This window comes from Halobellus inordinatus, assembly GCF_024464655.1.
GTDB classification, from domain to species: Archaea; Halobacteriota; Halobacteria; order Halobacteriales; family Haloferacaceae; genus Haloquadratum; species Haloquadratum inordinatus.
The window spans coordinates 115631-142180 of sequence record NZ_JANHAV010000007.1 but is presented as its reverse complement, the minus strand read 5'-3'; the positions used below and the strand labels follow the sequence as shown (position 1 = coordinate 142180).

Annotated in this window: 25 protein-coding genes; 9 read left to right on the top strand and 16 right to left on the bottom strand. The window is 62.3% G+C overall.

What is annotated here, in order from left to right; all coding sequences use genetic code 11:
* Nucleotides 1-261 precede the first annotated feature (261 nt).
* Nucleotides 262-1860 carry a class I adenylate-forming enzyme family protein gene (locus NO347_RS13425; RefSeq protein WP_256290112.1) on the top strand — a complete coding sequence of 533 codons (1599 nt, stop codon included), beginning with the start codon at nt 262-264 and terminating at the stop codon, nt 1858-1860.
* A 140-nt stretch (nt 1861-2000) separates the two neighbouring features.
* Here NO347_RS13425 and NO347_RS13420 read toward each other — a convergent pair whose 3' ends face one another.
* The 3 genes from NO347_RS13420 to NO347_RS13410 are packed head-to-tail and all read right to left on the bottom strand — an operon-like array spanning nt 2001 to nt 5695.
* A complete protein-coding gene (locus tag NO347_RS13420) occupies nt 2001-2552 on the bottom strand; it encodes a Zn-ribbon domain-containing OB-fold protein (protein ID WP_256290111.1) in 552 nt (183 codons plus the stop codon).
* Nucleotides 2549-3745: a thiolase family protein gene (locus tag NO347_RS13415; RefSeq protein WP_256290110.1), complete on the bottom strand. Its 1197-nt coding sequence runs from the start codon at nt 3743-3745 to the stop codon at nt 2549-2551. Before NO347_RS13415 ends, NO347_RS13420 begins: the two co-directional genes overlap by 4 nt.
* 3 nt (nt 3746-3748) lie before the next feature.
* On the bottom strand, nt 3749-5695 hold the full coding sequence (locus NO347_RS13410; protein WP_256290108.1) for a 3-hydroxyacyl-CoA dehydrogenase/enoyl-CoA hydratase family protein: 1947 nt from the start codon (nt 5693-5695) through the stop codon (nt 3749-3751).
* A gap of 399 nt (nt 5696-6094) precedes the next feature.
* Here NO347_RS13410 and NO347_RS13405 point away from each other — a divergent pair, with 399 nt between their 5' ends.
* Genes NO347_RS13405 through NO347_RS13385 form a run of 5 tightly spaced genes read left to right on the top strand, consistent with a single transcriptional unit; the run spans nt 6095 to nt 10997 of the window.
* Complete coding sequence (locus NO347_RS13405; protein WP_256290107.1) at nt 6095-7339, top strand: ABC transporter substrate-binding protein; 1245 nt, start codon at nt 6095-6097, stop codon at nt 7337-7339.
* 8 nt (nt 7340-7347) lie between these two features.
* Nucleotides 7348-8367, top strand: a complete 1020-nt coding sequence (locus NO347_RS13400; protein WP_256290105.1) for a branched-chain amino acid ABC transporter permease — start codon at nt 7348-7350, stop codon at nt 8365-8367.
* Nucleotides 8364-9488, top strand: a complete 1125-nt coding sequence (locus NO347_RS13395; RefSeq protein WP_256290104.1) for a branched-chain amino acid ABC transporter permease — start codon at nt 8364-8366, stop codon at nt 9486-9488. The genes NO347_RS13400 and NO347_RS13395 overlap by 4 nt, the downstream gene beginning before the upstream one ends.
* Nucleotides 9481-10293, top strand: a complete 813-nt coding sequence (locus NO347_RS13390; RefSeq protein WP_256290102.1) for an ABC transporter ATP-binding protein — start codon at nt 9481-9483, stop codon at nt 10291-10293. The genes NO347_RS13395 and NO347_RS13390 overlap by 8 nt, the downstream gene beginning before the upstream one ends.
* Nucleotides 10290-10997: an ABC transporter ATP-binding protein gene (locus NO347_RS13385; RefSeq protein WP_256290100.1), complete on the top strand. Its 708-nt coding sequence runs from the start codon at nt 10290-10292 to the stop codon at nt 10995-10997. The genes NO347_RS13390 and NO347_RS13385 overlap by 4 nt, the downstream gene beginning before the upstream one ends.
* A gap of 92 nt (nt 10998-11089) precedes the next feature.
* On the opposite strand, the gene NO347_RS13380 is transcribed toward NO347_RS13385, so the two are convergent.
* The 10 genes from NO347_RS13380 to NO347_RS13335 all read right to left on the bottom strand — a co-directional run bounded on the left by NO347_RS13380 (nt 11090) and on the right by NO347_RS13335 (nt 20448).
* Nucleotides 11090-11611 (bottom strand): winged helix-turn-helix domain-containing protein, encoded by a 522-nt coding sequence (locus NO347_RS13380; protein WP_256290098.1) that lies wholly within the window; start codon nt 11609-11611, stop codon nt 11090-11092.
* Nucleotides 11612-11859: 248 nt separating this feature from the next.
* A complete protein-coding gene (locus NO347_RS13375; protein WP_256290165.1) occupies nt 11860-12984 on the bottom strand; it encodes an MFS transporter in 1125 nt (374 codons plus the stop codon).
* Nucleotides 12985-13104: 120 nt separating this feature from the next.
* Nucleotides 13105-13902, bottom strand: coding sequence for an SDR family oxidoreductase (locus NO347_RS13370; RefSeq protein ID WP_256290096.1), 798 nt, complete (start codon nt 13900-13902; stop codon nt 13105-13107).
* A gap of 78 nt (nt 13903-13980) precedes the next feature.
* A complete protein-coding gene (locus NO347_RS13365; RefSeq protein WP_256290094.1) occupies nt 13981-14304 on the bottom strand; it encodes a hypothetical protein in 324 nt (107 codons plus the stop codon).
* A 107-nt stretch (nt 14305-14411) separates the two neighbouring features.
* Nucleotides 14412-15425, bottom strand: a complete 1014-nt coding sequence (locus NO347_RS13360) for a CPBP family intramembrane glutamic endopeptidase (protein WP_256290092.1) — start codon at nt 15423-15425, stop codon at nt 14412-14414.
* Between the two features lie 33 nt (nt 15426-15458).
* Complete coding sequence (locus NO347_RS13355) at nt 15459-16355, bottom strand: DMT family transporter (RefSeq protein WP_256290091.1); 897 nt, start codon at nt 16353-16355, stop codon at nt 15459-15461.
* A gap of 147 nt (nt 16356-16502) precedes the next feature.
* The gene (locus tag NO347_RS17285; protein ID WP_256290090.1) at nt 16503-17093 is read right to left on the bottom strand and encodes a universal stress protein; all 591 of its coding nucleotides are present in this window, start codon (nt 17091-17093) and stop codon (nt 16503-16505) included.
* A gap of 34 nt (nt 17094-17127) precedes the next feature.
* Nucleotides 17128-18120: a hypothetical protein gene (locus NO347_RS13345; RefSeq protein ID WP_256290088.1), complete on the bottom strand. Its 993-nt coding sequence runs from the start codon at nt 18118-18120 to the stop codon at nt 17128-17130.
* Nucleotides 18121-18495: 375 nt separating this feature from the next.
* Nucleotides 18496-19578 carry an AI-2E family transporter gene (locus NO347_RS13340; RefSeq protein ID WP_256290086.1) on the bottom strand — a complete coding sequence of 361 codons (1083 nt, stop codon included), beginning with the start codon at nt 19576-19578 and terminating at the stop codon, nt 18496-18498.
* A gap of 120 nt (nt 19579-19698) precedes the next feature.
* The gene (locus NO347_RS13335) at nt 19699-20448 is read right to left on the bottom strand and encodes a PGF-pre-PGF domain-containing protein (RefSeq protein WP_256290084.1); all 750 of its coding nucleotides are present in this window, start codon (nt 20446-20448) and stop codon (nt 19699-19701) included.
* A gap of 193 nt (nt 20449-20641) precedes the next feature.
* Here NO347_RS13335 and NO347_RS13330 point away from each other — a divergent pair, with 193 nt between their 5' ends.
* Nucleotides 20642-20800, top strand: coding sequence for a hypothetical protein (locus NO347_RS13330; protein WP_256290082.1), 159 nt, complete (start codon nt 20642-20644; stop codon nt 20798-20800).
* A gap of 575 nt (nt 20801-21375) precedes the next feature.
* Here NO347_RS13330 and NO347_RS13325 read toward each other — a convergent pair.
* The 3 genes from NO347_RS13325 to NO347_RS13315 all read right to left on the bottom strand — a co-directional run bounded on the left by NO347_RS13325 (nt 21376) and on the right by NO347_RS13315 (nt 23729).
* Entirely contained in the window at nt 21376-22161 is a 786-nt protein-coding gene (locus NO347_RS13325; protein WP_256290080.1) for an IclR family transcriptional regulator, read from the bottom strand.
* 75 nt (nt 22162-22236) lie between these two features.
* Nucleotides 22237-22614: a Rieske (2Fe-2S) protein gene (locus NO347_RS13320; RefSeq protein WP_256290078.1), complete on the bottom strand. Its 378-nt coding sequence runs from the start codon at nt 22612-22614 to the stop codon at nt 22237-22239.
* Nucleotides 22611-23729, bottom strand: coding sequence for an amidohydrolase family protein (locus tag NO347_RS13315; protein WP_256290077.1), 1119 nt, complete (start codon nt 23727-23729; stop codon nt 22611-22613). The genes NO347_RS13320 and NO347_RS13315 overlap by 4 nt, the downstream gene beginning before the upstream one ends.
* Nucleotides 23730-24398: 669 nt before the next feature.
* Here NO347_RS13315 and NO347_RS13310 point away from each other — a divergent pair.
* Nucleotides 24399-25031, top strand: coding sequence for a TetR/AcrR family transcriptional regulator (locus NO347_RS13310; protein ID WP_256290076.1), 633 nt, complete (start codon nt 24399-24401; stop codon nt 25029-25031).
* A complete protein-coding gene (locus NO347_RS13305) occupies nt 25028-26494 on the top strand; it encodes an MATE family efflux transporter (RefSeq protein ID WP_256290074.1) in 1467 nt (488 codons plus the stop codon). The genes NO347_RS13310 and NO347_RS13305 overlap by 4 nt, the downstream gene beginning before the upstream one ends.
* The last annotated feature ends 56 nt before the right edge of the window (nt 26495-26550 follow it).

The window sequence follows — 26550 nt, the reverse complement described above, 5'->3', positions numbered from 1 at the left end:
TCGACGTACGGGAGCGGTGGGCGGCCAGTGACGGGAGAGGTGCGGCAGACATCGAGAGTCTGACCCGGACTTGATAACCAAGTTGTCTCCATTCACTGATTTCGTATATAATGGTAATTTTTGGGGAACTATTATATACTAATGTAAATTATTGATCTGTGATGCCATACCAGGGCGGTCGTCGGGTGCGCAGACCGCAAGACGAGCGGAGTCTCCCCGCCAGCGACGCACTGGTGTGACCTGCTAAATGGAACGAAACCAATGCACAGGCCACTACTCACGACTGACTTCTTGGACAGGGCGACGGAACTCTACGGCGACGATGTCGGGGTCATCGCAGACGACGGGACCGAGTTCACTTACGGCGAACTCGGAGCGCGAGTCAATCGGCTCTCGAACGCGCTCCGCGAGTGGGGCGTCGAAAAGGGGGATCGGGTCGCGTTGCTCTCGCCCAACTCGCATTACTTCATCGAGACGCTCTACGCGACGATGCAACTGGGCGCGCTGTTCGTCCCGCTGAACTTCCGCCTCCAACCCGGAGAGTACGATTACCTACTGGGTGACTGCGAGCCGAGCGTGCTGATCGCCGATTACGAGTACGCCGAAAAGCTCCAGCACCTGAAAGAGGGCGGCGAGACAAGCGTCTCGCAGTGGATCGCATACGACGCCGACCGCGTCGAGGGCGACTGGGACGACTACGAGAACGTCCTCAGTGACGCGTCGCCCGCACAACCCGAACGGCCGGACATCAGCGAGGACGACGACGCGACGATCCTCTACACGAGCGGGACGACCGGCGATCCGAAGGGCGTCGTCCACACCCACCGCATCCAGCACTACCACGCGATGATTCACGCCCATCACGTGGAGTTCGAGGACAACGACACGCTGCTTTGGACCTCGCCGATGTTCCACATCAACGGCTGGGGCCACATCTACGGGCTGACCGGCATCGGTGGAAAGCACGTGATACTCCGGGACTTCGACCCCGCGACCGTGTTCGAGCGGATCTACGACTACGACGTCTCGTATCTCGGCGGCGCCCCGACGGTCCTCAATATGCTGCTCGAATACCACGAGGAAGCGGACGTCCCGACGACCGGCGAGATGCCCGTCCGCGTCGAAACCGCTGCCAGTCCCCCGCCGAAACGGACGATCAAGCGGACCGAAGACGAACTCGGCTGGCGGATCATCCACGCCTACGGGGCGACCGAGACGGGGCCGCTCATCACCACGAGTAACTCGAAACGGAAGATCGAACAGGGGAACAAGTACGACATCATCAACAAACCCGGGTTCGCGACGCTCAACACGGAGATCCGTGTCGTCGACGAGGACGGCGAAGACGTCCCCCTCGACGACCAGACCAAAGGCGAGGTCGTCGCCCGCGGGAATCAGGTCCTCGATCGTTACTGGAACAAGCCCGAACAGACAGAGCAGGCCTTCCACGACCGGGTCGACGGCTGGTTCCACACGGGCGACATCGCCACGATGGACGAAAACCGGATGCTCACGATCGTCGATCGAAAGAAGGACATTATCATCTCGGGCGGCGAGAACATCTCCAGCATCGAGGTGCAAGACACCATCTTCGATCACCCCGACGTGAAGGTCGCCGCTGTCATCGGCGTCCCACACGAGAAGTGGGGCGAGACGCCGAAGGCGCTCGTCGTTACGCGCGAGGGGTCAGACCTCACGGAGGAGGAGTTGATCGAGTTCTGCCGCGAGAAGTTGGCCCACTACAAGTGCCCGACGAGCGTCGAGTTCCGCGAAGAGCTCCCGCAGACCTCGACGGGGAAGATCCAGAAGTACGAACTGCGAGCGGAACACTGGGACGACGCCGAGCGCGACGTCAACTGATAGGGATTATCGTAACTGTTCGGAGAGTCTCGCCGTACCGTCCGGCGAGACATCTATGCGGACTTACGATAAGCCCTTTGACGGCGCTCGGAGCGACGCGTCTCCGATAACGAACGGAAAACCGCCGTCGCGAACTGTTTTCAGAGAGGCTCGAATCGGTAGAAGACGCGGTCCTGCTCGGTCGGTCCGTCGATGTCCATCACCTTCAGTTGGACGGCATCACCCGTCTCCAGTTCGTCGTAGGTGGCGTTGTCGACCCGCGCAGAGAGCCTGACAGGTCCCAGATCGACCACGCCGACGACGAACGGCGGGTCGTCGCTCATCCCGATAGCCGCGGTCCCTCGGACCTCGGTGAACGAGGTGAGCGTCCCCTCGTGCGGCAGGTCAGTGTACGTGAGGTCGTCGCTCAGACACTCCGGACAGACGACGCGCGGCGGGAAGTGAATCGCGTCGCAGTCGGTGCACTGTGTCGTCGTGAGCGATCCCGCACGGAGGTTGTCGTAGAACTCGTGGATCCGGGTGTGTTCTGGGTCCTGGAGATCGTAGAAGTCGAGCAGCCGCGGGAGTTCGACTTCGTCCGGAAGGGTGATCGTTCCGCGTGGCGGGTCGCTGTGCTCACCGCCGTCCGTACGGAGGAGGTCGTCGGTCGGGGCGTCTGCGTCTTTCGGGCCGGTGTGGTCGGGTCGAGTCATTGTGGGTCCCTCGCGAGAGTCATCACGCTGTGCACTGAGGCGCTGCCGCTCAGATTGTGAATGAGTCCGGTCTCCGGATCGTCGGGCACCTGCCGGGCACTGGACACGTCGCCGGCGAACTGTCGGTACACCTCCAGCGCCTGGCAGACACCGGTCGCACCGAGCGGATGCCCGCACCCGAGAAGACCGCCGCGCGGATTGACCGCGACGTCGCCGTCGAGTTCGCTGCGCCCGTCCTCGATGAACTGTCCGCCTTCGCCCTCCTCGGCGAACCCGAGTTGTTCGTACTCGATGATCTCACTGATCGAGAAGCAGTCGTGGACCTCCGCGACGTCGATCTCCTCAAGCGGGTCCTCGATCCCGGCCTGCTCGTAGGCCTGCTGGGAGGCCTCTCGAGCCTGCGGCCACGTCGTCATCGACGGGATGTTGTTGACGGAGTTGCTCGCCATACACGACTGACCGCTGCCGGTGATGTAGGCAGCCGTCTCGACGCCCAGTTCCGCGGCCTTCTCCTCGCTGACGACGAGCACGCCCGCAGCGCCGTCGGTGATACCGCTGCAGTCGAGCAGACGGAGCGGCGGGGCGATGGGGTACGAATCGAGGACGTCGTCGACGTCCACGTGCTCTCGGTAGTGTGCGAAGTCGGTCTCGGCGGCGAGACTCTTGTTCTTCGCGCTCACCATCGCGAGTTGTTCCTGGGTCGTCCCGTGTTCTTCCATATGCCGCTGGGCGTACTGGGCGAAGTACGACGGTCCGTTGAGGCCGTTGACGCCGTCGAACTCCCGGTCGAGCACGTTCGTCATATTCGACTGGATCTCCGGCATATGCTCGCGGTCGATGTTCATCTTCTCGACGCCGAGCACAAGCGCGACGTCGAGTTGGCCGGCGGCGATAGCCAGCCAGGCGTAGCGGAGTGCGGCCTGCCCGCTCGCGCAGGCGAGTTCGGTGCGGGCTAACATCCCGTTCACGTCGATGCCGAGTAGTTCGGCGACCATCGGCGCGACGTGGCTCTGGAACGCGAACCGTTCGGGTTGCACCGCTCCGACGAACAGCCCCTCGACGTCTGCGGGCTCAATCCCGTCGACGTCGTCGAACGTCGCTTTGCCGGCTTCCTGTGCGAGATCCTTCCACGTGGCGTCGCGCTCGCCCCATTCGGTGAGCCCGCCGCCGACGATGGCTGCATTGTGTGGCATTTCTCAGTCCTCGAAGTTCGGTTCGCGGTCGTTTCTGAACGCCTGGACGCCTTCGAGCATATCGTCGGTCGTCGTCAGCAGGCCGAAGCCCTGGCTCTCCATCTTCAGCCCGGCGTCGAGACTGGCGTCGTCGCCCTCGTTGATGACCTGCTTTGCGACTTTCAGCGCCGTCTTGGGCCCCGAGGCGACGTCGCCGACGAACTCCTCGACGGTCTCGTCGAACTCGTCTGTCGGAACGGCGCGGTTGATGATTCCCCACTCCTCGGCACGCTCAGCGCCGAAGTGGTTTCCGCGGAAGATGATCTCCTTCGCGCGTGGCTTGCCGACGAGGCGGGTGAGACGTTGGGTGCCGCCGCCACCCGGGATCAACCCCAGATCGACTTCGGGACTGCCGAACGTGGAGTTCTCGGTCGCGAGCCGGAGGTCACAGGCGAGCATCAACTCGAAACCGCCGCCGAGACAGAATCCGTCGATCGCGGCGATCGTGGGTCGATCGAAGTCGTAGATCCGCTCGATGGATTCCTCGACGTCCATAATCTCGGTCGGCGCGTTGGCGGTGAAGCCCGTGATGTCCGCACCGGCGGAGAACGCTCGGTCGCCGGCGCCCTCGAATACCACGCAAGACACTTCGTCCGTGTCGGCGTCCTCGAGCGCGTGGCCGACTTCTGCGAACATCTCCTCGCTGAAGGCGTTGAGCCGCTCGGTGCGGTCGAACTCGATCGAGAGCACGCCCCGCTCGTCGAGATCGACGTTCAGGAACTGATAGGGGTACTCGCCCGTGTAATCGTAGAACCCCGCGCCCGCGTCGACGCCAGTCTCGCCGGCCTCGACCAGTTCGATCAAGTAGTCAGCGGGTTCGTATCGCGCGGCACCGGTCTCCTCGTAGAGCGCTTGGAGTTTGTCGAGGACGGTATCGAGCCCGATCGAGTCGCCGACGCGACAGGTCCCCAGCGGGAACCGGCCGCCGAGACGAACGCCGAGGTCGATGTCTTCGGGCGTCGCCACCTCGTCGCCGACCAACTTCGCCGCCTCGTTGATCATCCGGGCTTCGATGCGGAGCGTGTCGAAGCCCTCGCCGTCGCCGGGTTCGTAGTCGACGCCGTCGTCGTCCTCGTAGTCGTAGAAGCCCGTGCCTGTCTTGCGGCCGAGCGTCTCGTCGTCCACCATCGCGGCGATCGACGGCGGCACGTCGTACGCGGAAGCTTCGAGGAAGTCGTAGGCGATATCGATGCCGCCGTAGTCGTTGAGTTCGAAGGGCCCCATCGGGTACCCGCGGTTGAACACCATCCCAGCGTCGGCCTCCTGGATCGTGCACTCCTCGCGGTCGAGCATCCACGCGGCCTCGCCCATAAACGGCACGAGGACGTTGTTCACGACGAAGCCGTGGACGTCCTTCTTGACGTCGATGCCCGTCTTGCCGATCGAGTCGACGTAGGCGTGTGCGCGCTCGATGGTCTCGTCGCTGGTCGCGTCGCCGTGGACGACTTCGACGAGGTCCATCCGCACGGGCGGATTGAAATAGTGCGTCCCGACGACCTGTTCGGGTCGGTCGGTGGCCTTAGCCATCTCGGTGATCGAGAGTCCCGAAGTGTTGCTCGCGAGGATCGCTTCTTCGGGGGCGTACTCGTCGACTTCGGCGAAGGTGTCCTTCTTGAGTTCCATCCGTTCGGGCACCGCCTCGACGACGAGGTCGGCGTTCTCGACCGCCGCTTCGAGGTCGGTGAAGCCCTCGACTCGGTCGAAGACGTCCTCAGCCGATTCGTCGATCTGTCCTTTCTCCGCGAGTTTGCCGAGGCTCCACTCGATGTTGTCGAGACCGTCGTCGACGAACTCCTGCTCGATATCTCGAATAGAGACAGTGTAGCCCGCAATCGCAGCAACCTCGGCAATGCCGTGGCCCATACTTCCGGCGCCGAGTACCGCGACGTGTTGGATGTTCGCTTCCTGCATCGCTTACCCAAGAGTTAACGTTGCTATTCAATCTTCTGGTATTTTAGACACAGTGTTTAGAATTAGCTAGTATAGAGACATTGTGGTGAAATTTTAGGCAGATAAGACACCATCTGTAATTTCATTCGCCGGGACTGTGTCTGGGGAGCTATGCGGTCACCAGACGTGTAGTACGTCCTCCCACTGCGTACAGAGCGGCCCGCTATCGTGAAGTGTGGTAACATACGCGTTCTAACAAGATTTCTGAATGGGCGCTGCTTCGTTTACTATTTCACCACAATCGATCTCAATACTTAACGAAAGTATTATCAAGTTCGGCTCTAAGGTGTGGAGCGAGCTATGAGATCACCTACCAGACGCAAGGTGCTGAAGACGGGTGGCGCAGCCTCAGTAATCGCAATGTCCGGACTCGCCGGTTGTTCAGGTGGCGGCGGAGGCGACGGAGACAACAGTGGTGGGGACGGCGGTGGCGACTCGGGGACGACGGGTGGCTCGACGAGCCAGGACACAGGTCCGAGTTCGTTCCACGTCGGCGTTTTCAACCCCCAGAGCGGTCCGTTCGCGCCGTGGGGACCCGCACTCCGAACGGGTGCCGAACTCGCAGCGGAGGACCTCGAGAGCGAACTCGGCGTCGACATCGAGATCAGCACCTACGACACCGAAGTCAATCCCAGCGCGTCGCTGGAGCGAATGAAACGAGCCGTGACGGCGGATGGCATCGACTTCGCGCAGGGCGCGCTCTCGTCGGCCGTCTGTACGAAGATCGGGACGTGGGCCTCCGACAACGGCGTCTCCTACATCGCAGACGGCGCGTCTGACACGCTGACGGGATCGAGCTGTCAGCCGCATATGTTCAGCACGTACTCTTCGAACACGATGCTGGTCAAGTCCATCGGGGCGCGAATGGCCGACATCGCCGACAAGTGGTACCTGCTGTACTCCGATTACATCTGGGGACAGAACGCCCAGGAGCTCTACATCGAAGAGATCGAGGCCAACGGCGGCACCGTGGTGGAGTCGGAAGCGACGCCGTTCCCCAACGACGACTACACGTCGTACCTCAACAACGTCGCTAACTCCGACGCGACCGGCCTCGGTCTCGTCCTCCCCGCGCTCGACAAGCGACTGGCGATGAAGCAGCTCCGGAACAAAGGAATGCACGAGAACTTCAAGCTGATGGGTCACCAGGCCGAAGACATCGCGTTCTGGGGGCTCAGCCAGGAGTCCGCGGCGATGATGGACATCGCCTCGACCGGCTGGACGAACGCGATCGACAGCGCAGAGGAGTTCAAGATGCGGGTCGCAGACCGCGATCAGAACCCGTACGTACGCCACGCCAACGCGTACATCGCGATGGATCAGCAGGTCCGCGCGGCCGTCCGCGCCGGCTCGACAGACGGGGAAGCGATCCGCAGCGAGCTCGAAGGCCACACCGTCGAGAGCGAGACGGCGCTGAGCATTATGCCGGGCGACCTCGAATGGCGGGCCTGCGACCACCAACTCGTGCACCCGACCTGGGCGATCTCGGGGCGCTCGATGGGCGATATGCAGACCGATCCCTACAACGCGTGGTTCCAGGTCGAGGGATCGAGCGCCGGGAAAGACGTAATGCGTAGCTGCGACGCGACGGGCTGCTCGCTGTGAACTCACGTATGAACGCCATTCCCATTCCGGGAACGCAGCGCAGCATCACGCCCGCTGGAGGTATCGTCTGGGGCGTCCTGGTGCTGTTGACGGTGATGAGTGCCATCGTTCGCCCCGGCCTGTTCGTCGATCAGGTCATCGGCGGCCTCGTGTACGGACTCGTCTTGGTGCTGATCGCGCTCGGCCTGTCAATCGTCCTGGGGCTGCTCGGCATCGTGAACTTCGCCCACGGCGCCCTGTTTATGCTGGGCGCGTACTTCACTTTCCAACTGATGGAAGTCTGGGGAGTCTCGTTCTGGGTGGCGCTGATCGTCGCACCGCTCGGAGTCGGACTCGTTGGCGTCGCGATCGAACGCGGCGTCCTCCGGCATCTCTACGACAAGAACCCCCTGAACGGACTGCTCGCGACGTTCGGCATCGCGTTGATGCTCGGTGAGGCGACGCGCGCCATCTGGGGGGGGACGCCGCGAAGCGTCGTGGCTCCGCAAATCCTCTCGATGAGCTTCGATCTGGGAGTCACGACCGTCTCGCGGATCCGCCTGTTCACCGTCGCCGTGGCGGTCGTCGTCATCGCGGCCGTCTACCTGCTCATCGAGCGCACCGACTTCGGTCTCTCCGTTCGCGCGGGCGTGCTCGACCGCGAGATGGCCGAGTTCCTCGGCGTGAATATGAACGTCCGATTCATTTCGATGTTCGTGCTCGGCGCGGCCATCGCGGGTCTCGGCGGCGTCCTCCGGGGTGCCGCAGTCGGAATGGACGTCGGGATGGCGAATCAGTTCATCATCCTCGCGTTCGTCGTCGTCGTTGTCGGCGGGATCGGGAGCCTGTTCGGGAGTGTCGTCGCCGGCCTCCTGATCGGCGGCGCGAGCTATCTGACGCCACTGTACCTCTCGACGCTGGCCGAGGTGACGACGCTGGAGTTCATCAATATTCCCGGGATCGGCGGACTGGTCCCGTATCTGGTGATGATCGTCGTGCTGCTCGCACGGCCACGCGGGCTGTTCGGACAGGAGGGCTTCCTCGAATGAGCGACGAATCCGCCACGAACCGAACCGGAGAGGGCCTCGTCTCGGGGCTCCCGCTCGGGGCGCTGAATCGGTACAAGGTTCCAATCGGGTCGGTCCTGTTGGTCATCTTGCTCCGTCCACTAGTGTCGATGGAGTTCCTCCTCGGATACGGGTCGGTTGCGAACACCATCCTCATCTGGATGCTGTTTGCGGCCTCGTTCAACCTCCTCTTGGGGTACACGGGGCTGCTGTCGTTCGGCCACGCGATGTTCCTCGGGATCGGGGCGTACGTCACGGCGATCGGGCTGTCACGGTTCAGTTCGTCGTTCGTCCTGTCAGCGGTCGTCGCGCTCGCGCTCGCGGGGGTCGCCGCCTATCTCATCGGCCGGATCACCGTCCAGAAAGGGGAGATTTACTTCGCGATGCTCACGCTCGCGTTCGGGACGACCGCGCACTTCATCGCCAACTACAACCCTGCCGGACTGACCGGCGGGACGACCGGCATCGCGGGCGGTGCGGTCCCGGCGTGGATCGAGACAGAACGCGGTCTCAAGTACGTGAACCTCGGCGGCTTCCAGTTCGACTGGTACTGGCTCGTCGCAGCGGCGGTCCTCGTCGGCCTCGTGGTTCTCTGGCAGATCGTCCGCTCGCCGTTCGGTCGGACGCTCATCGCAATCCGCGAAAACAAAGAGCTGGCCCGCGCGATGGGGATCAACACCTACCGGTACAAGGTGTGGGCGTTCACCCTGAGCGGGGTCGTCGCCGCCTACGCCGGCACGATCCTCGAAATCAACGAACAGGGCGCGACGCTCTCGCTCCTGACCGTCGAGACCAGCGGCGACGTCATCCTGATGACGGTGCTCGGCGGTGCGAACTACTTCTTCGGCCCCGTCGCCGGCGCGTTCGTCTGGCTGTTCGCCGAAGATTACCTGACCGACTTCGAGATGCTCGTCCTGCCGCTGAAGGAGGTCCCGATCGTCAGTCTCGAACTCGCGGGCGTGTTGGCGTACTGGCAGTTCTTCCTCGGGCTGCTGTTCGTCATCGCGGTGCTGATCGCGCCACGCGAGGGGATCTGGGGACTCCTCAGAGACAGTATCGAAACGCTCTACGACCGACTGCGGACCGGTGAAGAAGATGTCTGAAACAGATACGTCTACGACCGAGCGAACGGACACAGGCGACGCCCAGACGGCAGCGCTTGGCTCGACGGGCCTCACGAAGCGGTTCGGCGGCATCGTCGCCGTCGACGACGTCGATCTGGCCGTTCCCGAGGGCGAACTGCGAGCGATTATCGGTCCGAACGGGGCCGGCAAGACGACGCTTTTCAACGTGCTCACGCACGCGCTCGCCCCGACCGACGGGACGGTGTATCTCCACGGCGAGGAGATCACGGACCTCTCACAGGAACAGCGTCCCCACCGCGGCCTCGCCCGCTCGTTTCAGTCGAATCAGTTGTTCAACGAGTTGAGCGTCCTCGAAAACGTCCGGGTGGTCGTCCAGACGATCGAATCAGGACCGTTCTCGTTCGATCTTCTCGGCGAGGGGCGGTCCCAGCACCGCGAGCAAGCGCTGGACATTCTGGACTCTGTCGGGCTGACTGACAAACGCGAAGTCACTGCGAAGAACCTCTCGCACGGCGACCAGCGTCGCCTGGGTATCGCGATGGCGCTGGCGACGGATCCTTCGGTACTCCTGCTCGACGAGCCGACGAGTGGTCTCGGAACGAACGAGACGGGACTCGTCACCGACCTCATCGAATCGGTGCATCAGGACCTCGGCCTGACGCTGCTCTTGATCGAACACGATATGGATATCGTCCTCTCGATAAGCGACCGCGTCACCGTCCTCGATCAGGGGCGCGTCCTCGCGACGGGCACGCCCGACGAGGTCAGAGGCGACGAGGAGGTCCAGGAAGCGTACCTCGGCGGAATGCGGGAGGAACTATGAGCCTCCTCGACGTCTCCGAACTGGAAGCCGGATACGAGACCGGACAGGTGCTGTTCGGCGTCGATCTCTCGGTCGACGAGAACGAGGTCGTCTCGCTGCTCGGCCGCAACGGCGCGGGCAAGACGACGACGATGCACGCACTCGTCGGTGCAGACGTTCCTCGGGTGTTCGGTGGGTCGATGACGTTCAACGGCGAAGACCTCCGTGCGCACCGAAATTACCAGATCTCGGACCTCGGGCTGTCTCTCGTTCCCGAAGGACGCCGGTGCTTCCGAGACCTCACGGTCAAAGAGAATCTCCGGCTCGCGGCGGATCACGCCGGCGATCCGCTGCCCGTCGAAGAGGTGCTGGATCAGTTCCCCGAACTCGACGATATGCGGGATCGCCCCTCGAAGAATATGAGCGGCGGCGAACAGCAGATGCTGGCGATCGCGCGAAGCCTCGTCACGAACCCGAAGCTGATGCTCCTCGACGAGCCCTGCGAGGGGCTGGCTCCGTACATCGTCCGACGGATCGAGTCGATCATCCAAGAGATCAACGAGAAACAGGACGTGAGCGTCCTCCTGGTAGAGCAGAACGTCGCCGTGGCGGTCGCTGTCGCCGAACGGCACTACATTCTCGACGAGGGCGAAATCGTCGAGGAAGTCTCGACGGCGCAACTCCGCGAGGACGACGAGCTCAGACAGGAGTACCTGGGCGTGTAATCCGCTTCGTCAGTCGCCGACCGTCAGCTGTCGCCGAACCGTCCCCTGTCGGAGGAAACGGTCGCATACGTGTCCTGTCGCTCAGAGCTGAATCACTCACCGCCGTCTGATTCGAGGTGATCGAAGAGTCCCGGCGTCGTCCCGAACTTCAGCACGTTCGTCATCGTGGAGCTACGGACGTTGCTGACGGCTTGCCCGTGCTCTTTGTAGAACTCGTGGAGCCACTTCGACTCCGCCTCCTGGCTGGGGAACATCATCACCGATTTCCACTGGTACTCCCCGTCCGAGAGGAAGTAGAAGATGGAGTACTGACTCGATCTGATGTGTTCCATCGTGTCACGCCAGTGCTCTTTGAAGTTCTCGGGGTTGAACTTGAACTCCATCAGCGCGAACGTGAAGTACGACTCGTTCGGGATTATCGCTTCGCGGAAGACGCCCGCTTCACGCATATTCCGGATCGCTTTGCTCACCGTGACGTGGCTGACGTCGATTCCGTGTTCTTCTTCCAAGACGTCGGTGAGTTCACGGGCGGAGAGTTGTGGATCCCGCGCGAGCTCTCTGAGGATGACGACGTCTCGCTCTTTGAAGTCCCACGCTGGTCTGCTGTCGCTCATTCTGCGTTCTGCCTCAAAGCCGGTTGTCGGGGAGAACGTTTCGATAGGACGGCCCGCCAGCGACGGTCTCGCCGCAACTCAAACATTTGGTAACACACTCACCGCTAATAGAAAATGTGTGGTAAAATAATTACCGTGTGGCGTAGTTGGTGTTAATTGGCGCTGAGGCACGTATCGTCTGTCGAGAAACGACGAATACCCGTCGAGACACACCGATCGGCGCGGGTCCCAGTCCAGTGGCGCACAGGTTACCGGTTGCGGAACAGCAGCCACGCCGCGACGAGCAGACAGACGACGAATCCGCCGAACGCGAGGTCGTAGCTGCCGTAGGTGGCGACGATCCCGACGTACGCCGGGCCGACCGCGTTCGCGCCGAGAAAGAGCGCCCGCGCTGCACCGAGGTCGGCACCCATCCCGCCGTCGGGCGCGTCGTCGACGATGATCGCGTCGGCGAGTGGGAAGCCCGCCTTGTACCCGAGCGCGAGAAACGCCACTGTGAACCAAATCGCGACGGTCGCGGACGCGACGACGAGAGCCGTCAGGCCCGTCGCGGCGACGAGCAGCCCGGCGACAGCGATCCCACGCCGCGAGAACCGATCGCCAAGCGACCCAGCCAGCGGCTTCACTGCGAGTCCGATCGCGAAGACGATCGCGAACGTCAGGCCCGCAAGGCTCTGGGAGAATCCCTTCGTCTGGGCGAGGTACGTCGGAATGAAGTTGATGATCCCGCCGACCATAAAGTAAAACAGCGAAAAAGCGACGAGCGTCTCCCGCTGCTGGGAACTCTCGACGAGTCGACCGACAGTACCGGAGACGTCGAGTGAGGTCTCGCCGACGTGGTAGCCGTCTCTCGTGGTCGCGGCGTAGGCGGCCGTGAGCAGCCCGAGGCCGATCGCGACAGGGAAGAAGGGCGTCCGCCAACTCGCGTACGTCAGCGCGAGGATCGCCACGCCGGAGGAAATCAGTCCCCCGGCGTCGGTGCCGGCGGCGTAGATGCCGAGCGCGCGACCGCGCTGCTTCGTGAAGAGATCCGAGAGCAGCGCTCGCGACGGGATCGCAAAGAGCCCTTTCCCGATGCCGACGACCGTCGCGGCGACGAAAAACAGCACGACACCGTTCGTCAGCCCGAACAGTGCGAATCCGACGGCGAGGACGACCAATCCGGGGACGATGAGCGTCGCCCGGTTCCAGCGGTCGGAGTACTCGCCGCTCGGATACTGGACGAGCGCGTACGAGCCCCCGAAGATAGAGAGCGCGATGCCAGCAGTCGCCTCGGTGATCCCGAGGTCCGCGATGATCGTCGGCAAGAGCGGTGAGATGAGAAACCGACCGGTCTGGAGTATGGCCCACCCAAGCGAGACGGCCACCAGCATCCGCCGCGCGTAGCCGGTCATCTCGGTCGTCGTGTCGGTCACGGTGCCGACTCGGACGCGGAGCGTGACGTGGGTTCCGATTCGGCTCGGATGGACGAATCAGCAGACTGGGGCCGGCTGCTACAGATTCGAGGCGCTTTCGCCGCCGTCGATCGGTATCGCGACACCCGAGAGATAACTCGACTGTGGTGAGGAGAGGAACGCGACGGTTCGTCCCAGGTCCATCGGGTCGCCGAGATGTTCGACGGGGATCTCTCGGGCCCAGTCTTCGAGGCCCTCATCGTAAGAGTCGTACTCGCCGTCTTCGATGCCCTCCTCGACGAGGGCCTCGACTCGCGGCGTCTCGTGGGTTCCGGGGAGTACCGCGTTCGCGCGGACCTCCGGGGCGAGTTCCTTCGAGAGCGTCTTCTCGAGGCCGACGACGCCCATCCGGACCGAGTTCGAGAGCACGAGGTCGTCGACGGCTTCCTTGACGCTGATCGACGCGATAGTGACGATCGTTCCGCCGCCGTCGGCGCGGAGATGCGGTGCGGCCGCCCGGACCGCCCGGACGACACTCATCACGAGGAGGTCGAACGCCTCGTACCACTCCTCGTCTGTCGTTTCGAGGAACGATTCGGCCGGCGGACCGCCGGCGGAGGTCACGAGGTGATCGAGACCGCCGAACTCCTCGATGGGGCGTCGGACGAGCGCGTCGACGTCGTCGGGGTCGGTCAGATCCGCGGCGTGCCCGACGACGGTCGCCTCGGCCGCCGCGTCAGCCCGGACGTCAGCGACGGCTTCTTCGAGCCGGTCTTCGTCGCGTCCGTTGAGCACGACGTTCGCGCCCTCTGCAGCGAGCGCCCGTGCAGACGCCTTCCCGAGGCCGCTACTCGATGCCGTCACGAGTGCCGAATCGCCCGCAATTTCGAGATCCATAGCTGTTCGACAGACCCCGAAACCAAAAGCGTTCAGCAGACCGGGAGGCGGTGCCGAGACGATCTCCCGACGGCGGCCTCACTCGGCCAGTGTCCAGTACGGCGCGGTGTCGAGCCGTGAGGTCGCGGTCTGGACTTCCGAACGGGTCGTTCCGTAGAATCGCTCGCGACCGACCGGCGTGCGCAAACACAAGATCACGGTGTTGCTCGTCACCTCGAAGACCGAGAGCGTCCAGGGACTTCCAGCGTGTTCCCATCGGCTTCGGAGCGTAGCCTCCTCGTCGTCGACGACGCGCGTTCCCAGCTCCCAGCTGAGTCGTGTGAGGTAGGTGAGGTCGAACGGCACGACGTCGGGAAGATCGGTCGTCGGCTCCCCGTCTTTCTGAGTGCTATGAGCCGCCATACCAATCCGAACTCCATCTTTGATTAAAAACGCAACTATTTCGATGTCGGATCGGACGAGTCAGCCGCGTCGGGGTCGCGAGACCGGTGCGCGGCAGTCAGTGGGGGTCACTCGTCGCTGGAGACGCGGAGGTGCGGATCGACGAGCGACTCCGCGAGTCGTATCGTTCCCTCGCGCCACTGGACCCATCCGACGGTGAGGACGAGGCCGACGACGGAGGCAGCGAGGCCGAGCAGTCCCGCTTCCGGGCCGAACGCGCCGCCGGTGAGGAGACGGGGGCCGGACTGCGTGGTCGCGATCAGCGATACGCCGTTCGAGGTGCCGCTGACGGGGAAGCCGTAGACGACGCCCTGAAAGAAGTTCCAGGTCGTATGCAGGCCGATCGGAATCGCCAGTTCGCCGGTCAGTATGTAACCCGCCGCGAGCATCACGGCAGCGAGCACGATTCCGACCGTGCTGGCGAGCGTCGCGTTCGGGTTGGTCGCGTGCGCGACGCCGAAGAGGACCGAGGTTACGAGGACAGCCAGCGCGATCGCACCGCGGGTGCCAATCCGGTCGAACCACGTGAACCCCTCCGAGAGGTTGGTTACGAGGTAGCCCCGAAACAGGAGTTCCTCGTAGACACCCACGGCGACGAACGTGAGAAGACCCCAGAAGAACCACGGCCAGAAGTCGAACCCCGAGCGAGCGACGTAAAAGACGTCTCTAATGGAGATCCACCCAGCCAGCAGTTCGACTGCGAAGATCACCGTCATTAACGCGCCCCCGAGCGCGAGTCCGAAGCCGAGATCCGCCCACCACGAGCGGTCGACGCGAAAGCCGAAGTCGCGGAACCAACGACGGTCTGCGAACCGGCCGGCCAGATAGACACCGCCGACGATCACGACGATCTGGGTCGAGACGAAGAGCAGATTTCGGATTGCGACAGCCGTCTGCTCTGCCGACTGCGACTGCGTGAGCACGAGGAGCGCACGCGACGGCCGCGCCGCGAGCGCCGTGACGACGAGCGAAGTGAGAAGCCCCAACACTGCAAGGACGACCACGAGCGCGACCAGCCGCCACGGCAGTCGCAGTCGGTGTGCGCTGTCGTTCCACAGGAGGGCTTTGAGGCGAGGAAACATCGCGTGTAACTGTCGGAGAGACGAACGTTAACTCTATCTCTGCGTGCGGGCGAGTCGCCGGAGTAACCCGACCGGGTCCTCGATCTGCGAGAGGAGGACGCCGCCGACGACGAGAAGTCCGCCGAGGGCCGTCTCGACCGTCAGCGACTCGCCGAGCAGGAGCACGCCCAGTGCGACGGTCGTCACCGGCTCGGCCGTCCCGAGGACGCTCGCGCGGTTCGCTTGCAGGAACCCGAGGCCCTCGTAGAGTAACACCAGCGGGACGCCCGTGCCGAGGACGCCGATTCCGACGACGACCCCCCACTGAGTCGGACTGGTCGGGAGCGTCGCCCCCTCGGCGTACCACCGAAGACCCAGCAGAGCGGTCGCGACCGTCAGTACGTGGGCCGTGAGCACGCTCGCTTTCGCGCTCGTCGACAGCACGCGACCGCCGACGATGTAGACGGCGTATCCAATCGCGGCCGCAAGGAGCAGCACGACGCCCAGCGGCGTCGCACCCCGCGTGTCGGCGCCGAGGATGAGCCCGAGGCCCGCCAACGCGAGGACGAGCGAGACGACGAGTCGAAGTGTGACCCGCTCGTCGAGGAAGGCTGCAGAGAGCACCAGCACGTACACGGGGTACGTGAAGAACACCACCGCCGAGAGCCCCGCCGTAAGGTGAGTGAGCCCCGTGAAGTACGCGATCGTCAGGACGGCGTACATCGTTCCGAGTCCGGCCGCAGACCAGGCCGGCCGCCCAGAGAGGAGCCTCACGTCGCCGCGGAGGGCGAGAAACGCCCAGACGAGCACGCCGCCGCCGAGGAAGCGAAAGAAGAGCAACGGCGGCCGCCCGAGTCCCGCCGCTTCCGCGAACTTCCCGAAGATTGCCAGCGTCCCGAATCCGACCGCCGACCCCATCACGAGAAGTGCGCCGACGGTTTCCTCACGCATCGTATGCAGATTTGCCGGTCCGTTTTTTAACGGTTGTGGACCGGTCACGTGGTCGAGAAGTCACAGCTACGGAGTGTCAGCCGGACGCACCCGGCCGACAGGGCCACGCGCGGAAGACCGACGAACGTGCGAGCACCTACGAGGAGCTCATCTGACGATCAGCACCGGCATCGGGGCGCGCTGGAGGACCGTCTCGGCGACCGAGCCGAGGAGGACGCGGGTGAGCAGTGCGCGCCCGTGGCTGCCGAGTACGATCGTATCGGCGTCGTGTTCTTCTGCGTACGCGACGATTTCGCGGCCCGGCTTGCCGAGCCTCGTCGCTGTCGACACCGTTCGGCCGTGATCGGCGGCGATAGCCTCGGCCGCGGCGAGTAATTCCGTCGAGCGGGCGTGCGCGCGCTCACGAATTTCTTCGGCACCGAGGCGAGAACCGGCGACCATCAAAAACAGTTGTGCGTCGGTGACGATCCCGTTTCCGAATAGCGACACCGACAGCGCAGCGACGATCGAACCGTTAGTCAGCACGTACGTGGCGAGCCAGCTCACGCCCAGCGCTTGGGCATCGCCGGAGACGTGATGAGCAAAGAACTGCCGGAGCGGCACGGTCGCCGCTTCAGTGGCAATGTCGAGCAACTGAACCGCGAACAGAAACAGCGCTACGGACGCGAGGGCACCGATCCAGAGCGGGGCCGAGGCGCGAACCCGCGCGAAGGCGTGATCCGCGGTGCACGTAGACACACGCCCACGACACAAATATTACGCCGACAGCGCGTTAGCTCTCCTCTCCCCCGTCGTCCGGCCCGCTCTGTTGGTTCGATTCGAGCGCCTCCCAGAGGACGGTACCCTCGCTGGCGATGTTCGATGGTTCGAGCGCTGGATCAGTCAGTGTGACCCTGGCCAGTCCGACCGGTCCCGCCCGTGGTTCGAGGAGGTTCGCGGGATTCGAGGTCTCGAATTCCGTCTCCGTGACGTCGCCCACGACGACTCGCATCGCCATTCCGTATCCCTCGTGCGGCGAGCAGAGGAGGTCGTAGACGCCCGGTGTCTCGAAGGCGTGGAGCCACGTATCCGGAACGGGCCCCTCGCCGTCGCTGTCGTCTCCGTCGTCCCCATCGTCGTCGGTACCGTTGCTTCCGTCGTCACTCTCGTCGTCGGTGCCGTCATCAGCGCCGTCATCCTCCTCATCGCCGCCGTCAGCGTCGTCATCCTCCTCATCGCCGCCGTCAGCGTCGTCATCCTCCTCATCGCCGCCGTCAGCGTCGTCATCCTCCTCATCGCCGCCGTCAGCGTCGTCATCCTCCTCATCGCCGCCGTCAGCGTCGTCATCCTCCTCATCGCCGCCGTCAGCGTCGTCATCCTCCTCATCGCCACTCATCTCGGCTGGCGGTTCGATCTGATCGCCGGGGACAGACTCCGGCCGCCAACCGAGGAGTGGAGAGGAGAACGCGGTGACGCCGATCGGGACGCGCCGCCGCATCCCGAATGCCGGGTGGTAGGCGACGACGTTGTGATCGGGTGTTCGGAACACGAACTTCACCACGTCCCCCGGTTCGATGTGGAGTCCCGTGGGCTGAAAGAAGAAGTCCACTGGTCGGTTTTGATTCGTCGGCGGGGCGCGAATCAGCGTCTCGACGGTATGGACCGTACCTGTGCCGTTCATCGCTTCGTCGTCGCTACTCTCCTCGTCGTCCATCTCGTCATCTTCTTGGGCGACGGTCGAGCCGCCGAGCACCGAGATGGCCGCACCGGCACCGAACGCCTTCATCAGGGGCCGTCGGTGCAAACTGAGTGTGCCGTTTCGGGACATACCGTGCAAACGTATGACACGATCTCGAATTGTTATTCACGTTCTATCTGAGTGATAACTCGTTCTCCCGTCGAGACCGTATCGAACGCCCGTCGTACCCGTCCGTTGGATAGGAATACCCAGATTGTGTGTCACATTACTGCAATACGTCTCCGATGCCAAGAGCGTGCCAGAGGCGCCAGTAAGGGCGGCGAATAGCGAGCGTGGCAGTCGTCAAGGGAGACTTACTGCAACCGGAAACAACGCAATCGAGAGTGAACGCGCCGAGCGACTCGAAGAGCCGGAGCGGGCATCGCAGGCGAGACTTCCGACGCGAGCAGGTCGCGAGAGACCTCACTGGTCCAGTGCTGGCGGCTCCTCCGTTTCCGACGCGCCCAGGAGACGCGGCAGCGCCGTATTCGCGAACGTCAGCCCGACGACGAGCAGGATCGGCGCGAAAAACAGGCCGTAGAAGCCCAGTACGACCGGACCCAGCGTGTACGCGAGCATCAGGAGACCGACGTGGGTTTCCTCGCCGCTGAGAAGCGGCCGAAGCACCACGTCGGGGATCGTGTCGACGACGACGACGGCGACAGCGAAGAACCCCCCCACGTACACCAGACTCGATAGCGTCCCACCGAGGACGATCGGGAGTGCGGTGAGGAGTGTCAGCGGGACGTAGACGATTTTCATTCCGACGACCGGAATCAGACTCGCGATGCCAGTGAGCGCACCGGCGAGCGCGGGATAGGGAACCTCCGCGGCGGGCGGTACGAACGCATTATACGTGCTGAACGACCCGATAGCGATCAGCGAGACCGCGAGGACGTTCAGGAGATTTCCAAACAGCACCGCTTCGAGTTCCCTGTCGACGGCTTCGAGGTACTCTCGAATGATGGCCTCGTCGTCGAAGTTGAGCAGCCACTGACTGATGCGGTTGCCGTCGACTAAGAGGTAGTACGTGACGATGACGACGACGAACAGATTCAACATAAACTCCGAGACGAGCGTCGTGAAGAACGTGGCGTGCTGGGTCGCAAAGTCGATGAACGGGGCCAGATCGCCGGATTGGTACGCTCCGTAGAGCCCCTCGATGGTGAACTTGGGGATCTCGTTGATGCCCCCGAACCACTCGAAGTTCTCGTTTGCGACGTCGACGAGCGCGTACTGGTCGATGAAGCGGCGGGCCTCGATCGCCAAGAGCACTGTAGCGTAACTGATCAGTAAGATGAGTGGGACGGCGAGCGAGAACATCACGACCACCGCTCTGGCGTTCGCTGGAAGGTGGAACCGTCGGAGCATCCGGTGGTAGCGGCGCGTCGAGTAGTACAGGAAGACAGAGATGGTCAACGGAGCGATAAATTGGTACGCGAGTGCACCGATGACGACCGAGACGATGATCCCAAACAACGCCACGGCGAAGCGGTTCCCATCCATACAAACTGACCTTTCGCCACAGTAACACAAAAATATGGCCTTGTACGGGCGTCCTGTGGGCGGTGAGTTCACTTAAACGGAAGAACGATGGACGCTCGACGGAGTGCCGGTACGATAGGGTCAGTGCAGCCACAGACGGCTGGCGAATACCACTATAGCGAGTACGGCTATACCCGGACCAAATCCGGGTGTGTTGGTCGAGGACGTCTCCTCCGTGACAGTCACGGTGGCTGTCGAGGCATCGGCGACCGGAGCGACAGCGAACTCGGAGAGACCCGGCGACTCCGCACGGAAGGCCACCTGCGTGGCGTTCTGCTCGGTCACTCTGGTTTGCAGTCGGTTCCAAGACCGGTTCTGTGCGTTGTACCGATACAGAGCGACGCGCTCGGCTGAGACGTTCCGCTCGCGCAACCGCGTGCGGTTCACAGCAAACGTCATCGACGCGTTCGTGACGTTCTCGTTCGGGAATTGGTGTGTGATATTGAAGTACCCGAACGGCGCGGGGCCAGAGAACGCACCGACGCCGGCACTCGCGTTGGCGGCCGTTCGAAGGGCGAACTGGTAGTCGCCGCTCCGGTTGGTTCTAACCGCCATCTCGCGCATTCGAACGCCGACGTCGAGGGACTCGGCCCGGTAACGGAACTGCACGCGAATCGTCTGATTCGCGCCGACGTTCTCCACTCGCATCGAGTGGCTTCCGTTCTGATGTTGACCGGCTGTGACGTTCGGGCTGGGGCCGGGTCCAGAGCCGTGCATCCCATCACCGTTACCCTGTGCGGCGACAGTCGTAGCCAGAATCGGTGCAGCACCTGCGGAAGTGACGACGAACACGATGAAGACCGCAAGGAGAGGTTCTTTTCCAATCCTCATACATTAGTATATAAATATTAATAATCATAAGTGTTCAGAATGGGATAAGTAAGTGGCAATAATCTGTGTCGCCTTAGAGGCCGGCATAGTCCCTGCTGCGTCGTTCTCGACCCCCTCCAGCGAGCGAAACCCGAGTCCAGAACACGAGGCGTCGTTGAATATATATTGATCGAACGTCATATACGAGAACGCTATGAGTGACTCAGACGGGATCGACGAGGCGGTCCAGCGCGTTCGCGACGCATTCGACACGGCCGCCGAAGAAGCAGAGCAGATGACCGACGAAGCGCGTGGCGAAGTCGACGAAGCGATCGAGGAACTCGAAAAACGGATCGAAGAACTTCGAAGCTGACGACAGAAACCACTACAGTGAGAGTCGGCAGCGGTACTACAGTACCGCTTACAACTGATACTGTCGGACAGAACTCTGTGAAGCGTATCGGCACCCCGTGGGTGCCACATCATTCACGAACTGCTGTCCGACAGTATGAGTACACATTCGATCGCACGCTGTCCGATCAGATACGCGAAAGCGTGCAAACGCTGTTCTAATTCTTACGGGGCACGTGGCGAATACGTTCAGAGACAGAATCGTAATTGATCAGTCATATACTCTGGAATGACATCAATAATAGTATTTATATTTCTTATTTTCTGTTGGTTAAAACCACTTCTTACGTATTTAGCGCCATTTATTATCACATTATTTCGCAATAGGGAATAGAAAGTAGTAACCTTCAACCACAATATCATAATTTATAATATATTCTATATGCTACTACATCCAATACTAGTTCGGCAGTTGTAACTTCCAAACGTTTCCGAGTCGATGTCCTCGCACTGCGGTGTCACCATATGGGAGCTTCCGGCCGACCCCTGCGGGAATAGTGAGGTACCCCGGCGAGAAACAGGTCGAAGTCAGTCGAGTTACGTCGGGCCAGTCGTGCTGCGTGGCTGCGGCGTCCGGCTGCTGCCCTCTCCGGACGCGAGCACGTCTTCGACGCGGTCGACAGCCGAAGCGAGATACTCGAGCGTCTCGTCGCGGTCGTCGGTGACGAGTGCGTCCGAGGGGCTGGCGACCGACAACGACCCGAAGACGCGTTCGTCAGCCACGACCGGCATTCCGATGGCGTAGATCCCAGAGATGTCTTCGCCCTGATTGACGGCGTAGCCGCGGGAACGGACGTATTCGAGTTCTTTACGGAGGTCAGTAGGACTGAGAGAGTCGTCGGCGGCCGGGTCGGCGTCGATGATTTCGGAGAGTCGGTCTTCCGGGAGGTGCGCGAGGATGGCTTTGCCGGCGGCCGTATGTGTGATCGACGACCAGTCGCCGACGAGCAAATCCGGGTTGTGCGTCGGGTTCGATCCAGCACCGTTGACGAACATCAGTTTTCCGTTCTCCTCGATCGCACACCAGGCGGTTTTCTGGGTTCGATCTGCGAGATTCTCGACAGCCTCTTTCGAGGCCGCGTAGAATGGCTGTCGGGTCTTGACCGCGGTCCCGATGTGGAACCACTGGTGCGACAGCCGGTACGTGCCGCTGTCGTTGACGGCGTAGCCGCGGGCTTCGAGCGTCTGGAGGTGCCGGTGCGCCGTGCTCTTGGTGAGATCGAGCCGTTTAGCGACCTCCGTCACGCCGACCGGCCCCGCCTCAGCCATCGCTTCGACGATCCGAAAGAGCGTTTCGTCGGCCCCGACGAGATTTCCGGTCATAGATCACGTTGACGTTGCGGCAAAATAAAGATGCGGTATAAGATCGAACGTCGGGGGCGTTCCCCTCGTCGAGAGCTAGTTCTTCTGGCCGCCGACGTAGACGACGCCGTCTTCCACGACGACCTCGTAGGTCGGCAGGGAGATGTCGTCGTTGGCGAGGTGGTCACCGGACTCGATGTCGTAGGACCACCCGTGCCACGGGCAGGAGATCACGCACTCGTCTTCGGAGTACGACTTCTCGACGCGCTGACCCGGCTCTTTGAACTCGCCGAGGAGCTTCCGGTGGGTCTTCCCGCTGCAGACGGGGCCGCCGTCGTGCATACAGTAGTTCTGCAGCGCGTAGAACTCGTCTTCGACCTGCAGCACGCCGACCTCGACGCCGCCGACGTCGACGAACTCGCGGTCGCCGTTCTCGAACTCGTCGGCGGGTTTGACTTCGACGAGATCGCTCATAGGCCGAACACCTCCTGGGCGTTCTTCGAGAGGACCATCTCGACTTCCTCCTCGGAGAGGAACGGCAGGTCCATCACGGTCGTCGGGCGGTCGTAGTCCCAGTGCGGGTAGTCGGAGGCGAACATCAGCTGGTCCGCGCCGACCATATCGATACACTTCTCGAGGTACGCGGGGTCGGCCGAGATCTCGAGCGGCTGGGTGCCGTAGTAGAAGTCGGTGATGTACTCACCGGGCTTCTTCTCGAGGAGCGGCGCTTCCTCGGGGCGCTTGAGGTACTCCTCGTCGAGGCGCGTCATCAGACCCGGGAGGTACGTCACGCCGGACTCCATGAAGGAGATGTCGAGATCGGGGAACTTCTCGGGGACGCCCTGCACGACGAGGCTCACGATCTGGGACATATTGGATTCGAGGAAGCCCAGCGTGTGCGTTTCGAGCATCTCCTGGTAGCCGCCGCGGACGTACTCGTCGAGGCCCGCGCCGCCGGTGTGGAACACGGCCGCGAGATCCATATCCTCACAGCGCTCGTAGATCGGGTCGTACTTGCGGTTGCCGAGCGGGGGCGTCGCGCCAGCAGTGACGAAACACGCGCCCACGTACTCGTCGCGGTCCTCGATCCGGTCGAGGATCTCCATCGAGGCGTCGACGTCGTAGTACGGGATCGGGGCCAGACCGTGGATTCCGTCGTCGGGGTCGAGAACCTCCTCGCTCATATACTCGACGTACGCCTTCGCGAACGCGGACTGACGGGTGTCGTCCGCGATCGTCCCGGCGCCGGCGAGGATGAGGTGCGAGATCAGGAGCGTCTCGTCGACGCCGATCGACTCCATCCCCTCGCGGATCCGCTCCGGTGTCTCGGGGTCGTCGGGGTACGAGGAGTGTTCGCGCGTGATCTTGCCGTGCGCCTGACGGTCACCCGTCGAGAAGGGGAAGAACGAGCTGAGGTTCTGCTTGGCCCCTTTCTCGTCGAAGTTGCTACCCTCGAACTTCGTCTTCCAGGGTTCTTCCATATACTCTGCGACGTCGTTGAACGACTCCATATAGTGGCAGTCGCAGTCGATTACGTGATACGCGTCGAGGTCTTCTTGCCGTCTCGACTCGGTATCTGCCTGGGACATACCCTTACCTTCGATCAATATGTAATAAAACTACTGGTAGCGCGCTGTTCTCGTTTCAGATTGACACCCCGAATCGTCAACTTTGGAACGCAGTCGTGCAGTTATCGAGGACCAAAACCCGACCAAAGACAGAGCTATCCGATCTGCAACAGTTGTCCCGTGATCCGGGACGGTATCTGACGATGGATTTACCGTGAGACGTCCTGTTTCTAACAGTCGTACCTTTGTTAGGGTTATTCGGACGCCGGATCGTATATTTGATCCGGGAAGTAGTATAAGAAAAATTAAACTACAAGAGAATATAATATTTTCTTATACTATATTCCTGAGTCGTTGCCCAATAGAGTTCAAAAAACTCCGCTTTGTGTATTATCGTTATAATTTTTATATGTATATTATATTTTAGATATTTATTTTAATACATTTGTGAAAGTATAGATTGTCGACAGAAATCGCAGTGAATGCACTCACAGCCGACTATCTGACATCAGATTGTCCCGTGATGCGGGATTTTTGGATCAGTTCGTTCCGAACACTGCGGTTCGAATCGCGGGGCAAAGCGTGCTTTGACGTCGCATACGGGAGAGACAGACACGCGACGACCTGCCGATTCGAACTTTTTTTGACTGACCGGACAGTCAGTTCGAACAACGAAATGGAGCGCCCCGAATGACGACGGAGACGGCGACTCAAATACTGCACGCGACACACAGCGCACTCTGCAAGCACGGCTACGCAGAGCTCACGATGCAGGACATCGCCGACGAGACCGATCTGTGTAAGGCGTCTATTCACTATCACTACGACGGGAAGCACGATCTTCTCGTAGCGTATCTCGACCACCTCTACGAGCAGTTCGAAGACCGTATCGCGGAGCCGGCCGGTGAAACACCCGCAGAGCGACTCCGGGGTCTCGTCGTCGCACTCGTTACAGACCGATCCGACGCGCCGGCGTTTCAGACTGCCCTGTTAGAGATCAAGGCACAGTCGCCGTACGACGACGCGTTTCGAAGCCGACTGCAACGCTTCGACCACGCGTTTACCGCTGCGGTCCGCGAGGTCGTCGCCGAGGGTGTCGCAGACGGGACGTTCCACGAGGAGGTCGATCCGGACGCAGTCGCGTCGTTCCTCACGACGTACGTCAACGGCGCGCAGACGCGCCACGCCGCAGTCGGGCACCCGCTCGACGATTCGGCCGCGGCCGTCGACGCCTACATCGACGAGGCACTACGGGCAGACCAAGCTGCCAGCACGGGGGGCGGTCCATCGTCCGAGACCGCGAACGTAGGAGGCACTGAATGAGCCTCGGTGAGCGACTGGGTTCGCTCTTCAAGGGTCCCGACGAGCTAAACCTGACGAGCGGCGGCATCGGTCGCCCGCTGTTCTTCCTATCGCTTCCGATCGTCATCACGAACCTCCTGCAGACGGCCTACAACCTCGCAGACACCTTCTGGGTCGGCCAGTACAGCACGGAAGCGCTGGCGGCGATCAGTTTCGCGTTTCCGATGGTGTTCTTGCTCATCTCACTCGGGATGGGCCTGTCCGTGGCCGGGAGCGTCCTCGTCGCACAACACATCGGCGCCGACGAGGAGTCCGAAGCGGGGTACGCCGCATCCCAGACGGTCATCTTCTCGATACTCGGGTCGATACTGCTGGGGGCGCTGGGCTACGTCGCAGTCGGCCCGTTCATCCGCTTCCTCGGTGCCTCGCCGGCGGTCCACCCGCTCGCGACAGGCTATATGCAGGTGATCGCAGCCGGGCTGCCGTTTATGTTCGGCTTCTTCGTCTTTATCGCGCTGATGCGCGGCTACGGCGACACCGTCACGCCGATGCTCGTGATGTTCGGGTCCGTCGTGCTGAACATCGCGCTCGATCCGATCCTCATCTTCGGATTCGACGGAAATCCGCTGTTCGGAATGCTGGGCCTCCGCGGGCTGGAAGCCTCGCTGTTCGCGACGACCGGATACACGGGCTCTGGGATCACTGGCGCAGCGATCGCGACGGTGTTCTCACGCGCGCTGGCGTTCGTCGTCGGCATCGCGGTGATGATCGAAGGGGTCCGCGGGGTCCGAATCCGACCGAGTCAGATGCGGCCGGACGTCGAGTACCTGCGACGGCTACTCGACATCGGCGTGCCGGCGTCCATCGAGGGAACTGGCCGGGCGCTCTCGGTGAACTTGCTGCTCCTCGTAGTGGGGATGTTCCCGACGACTGTGGTCGCCGCCTACGGTATCGGCGTGCGCATATTCTCGGTCATCTTCCTCCCCGCAATCGCTGTCGCCCGCGGGGTCGAGACGATGACTGGCCAGAATATCGGTGCGGAAAAGCCCGAGCGCGCCGGCGCAGCGGCCGACTTCGCCGCGAAGTGGATGCTCGTGATCCTGTCGGGCGCGGGCGTCGTCGCCCTGCTCGTGCCGCGGCCGATCATCGCCGTCTTCACGAACGATCCGGAGGTCGTTCGCGTCGGCGTTGACTTCCTCCGATTCGTGGCTCCCTCCTTCGGATTCATCGGCGTAATGCGGGCTTACACGGGGAGTTTCCGCGGTGCGGGGAAGACGCTGATCGCGGCCGCGATCTCGGTGATTATGCTAGGCTTCATTCGAATCCCGGTCGCCTACGTCGCCTCGCTCAACCTCGGATCGACGGGAATCTGGCTGGCGTTTCCCATCTCCAACGTCGCCGGAGCCCTCATCGCCTACGCGTGGTACCGCCGCGACACGTGGCGAACGGGGTCGGTTCGTCGGCCGACGCCGGCCGACGATTGAAGAGCGGACACTGACAGGGCGAAAATAAGCAGACGTGCAGCAGAAACGAAGTCGCG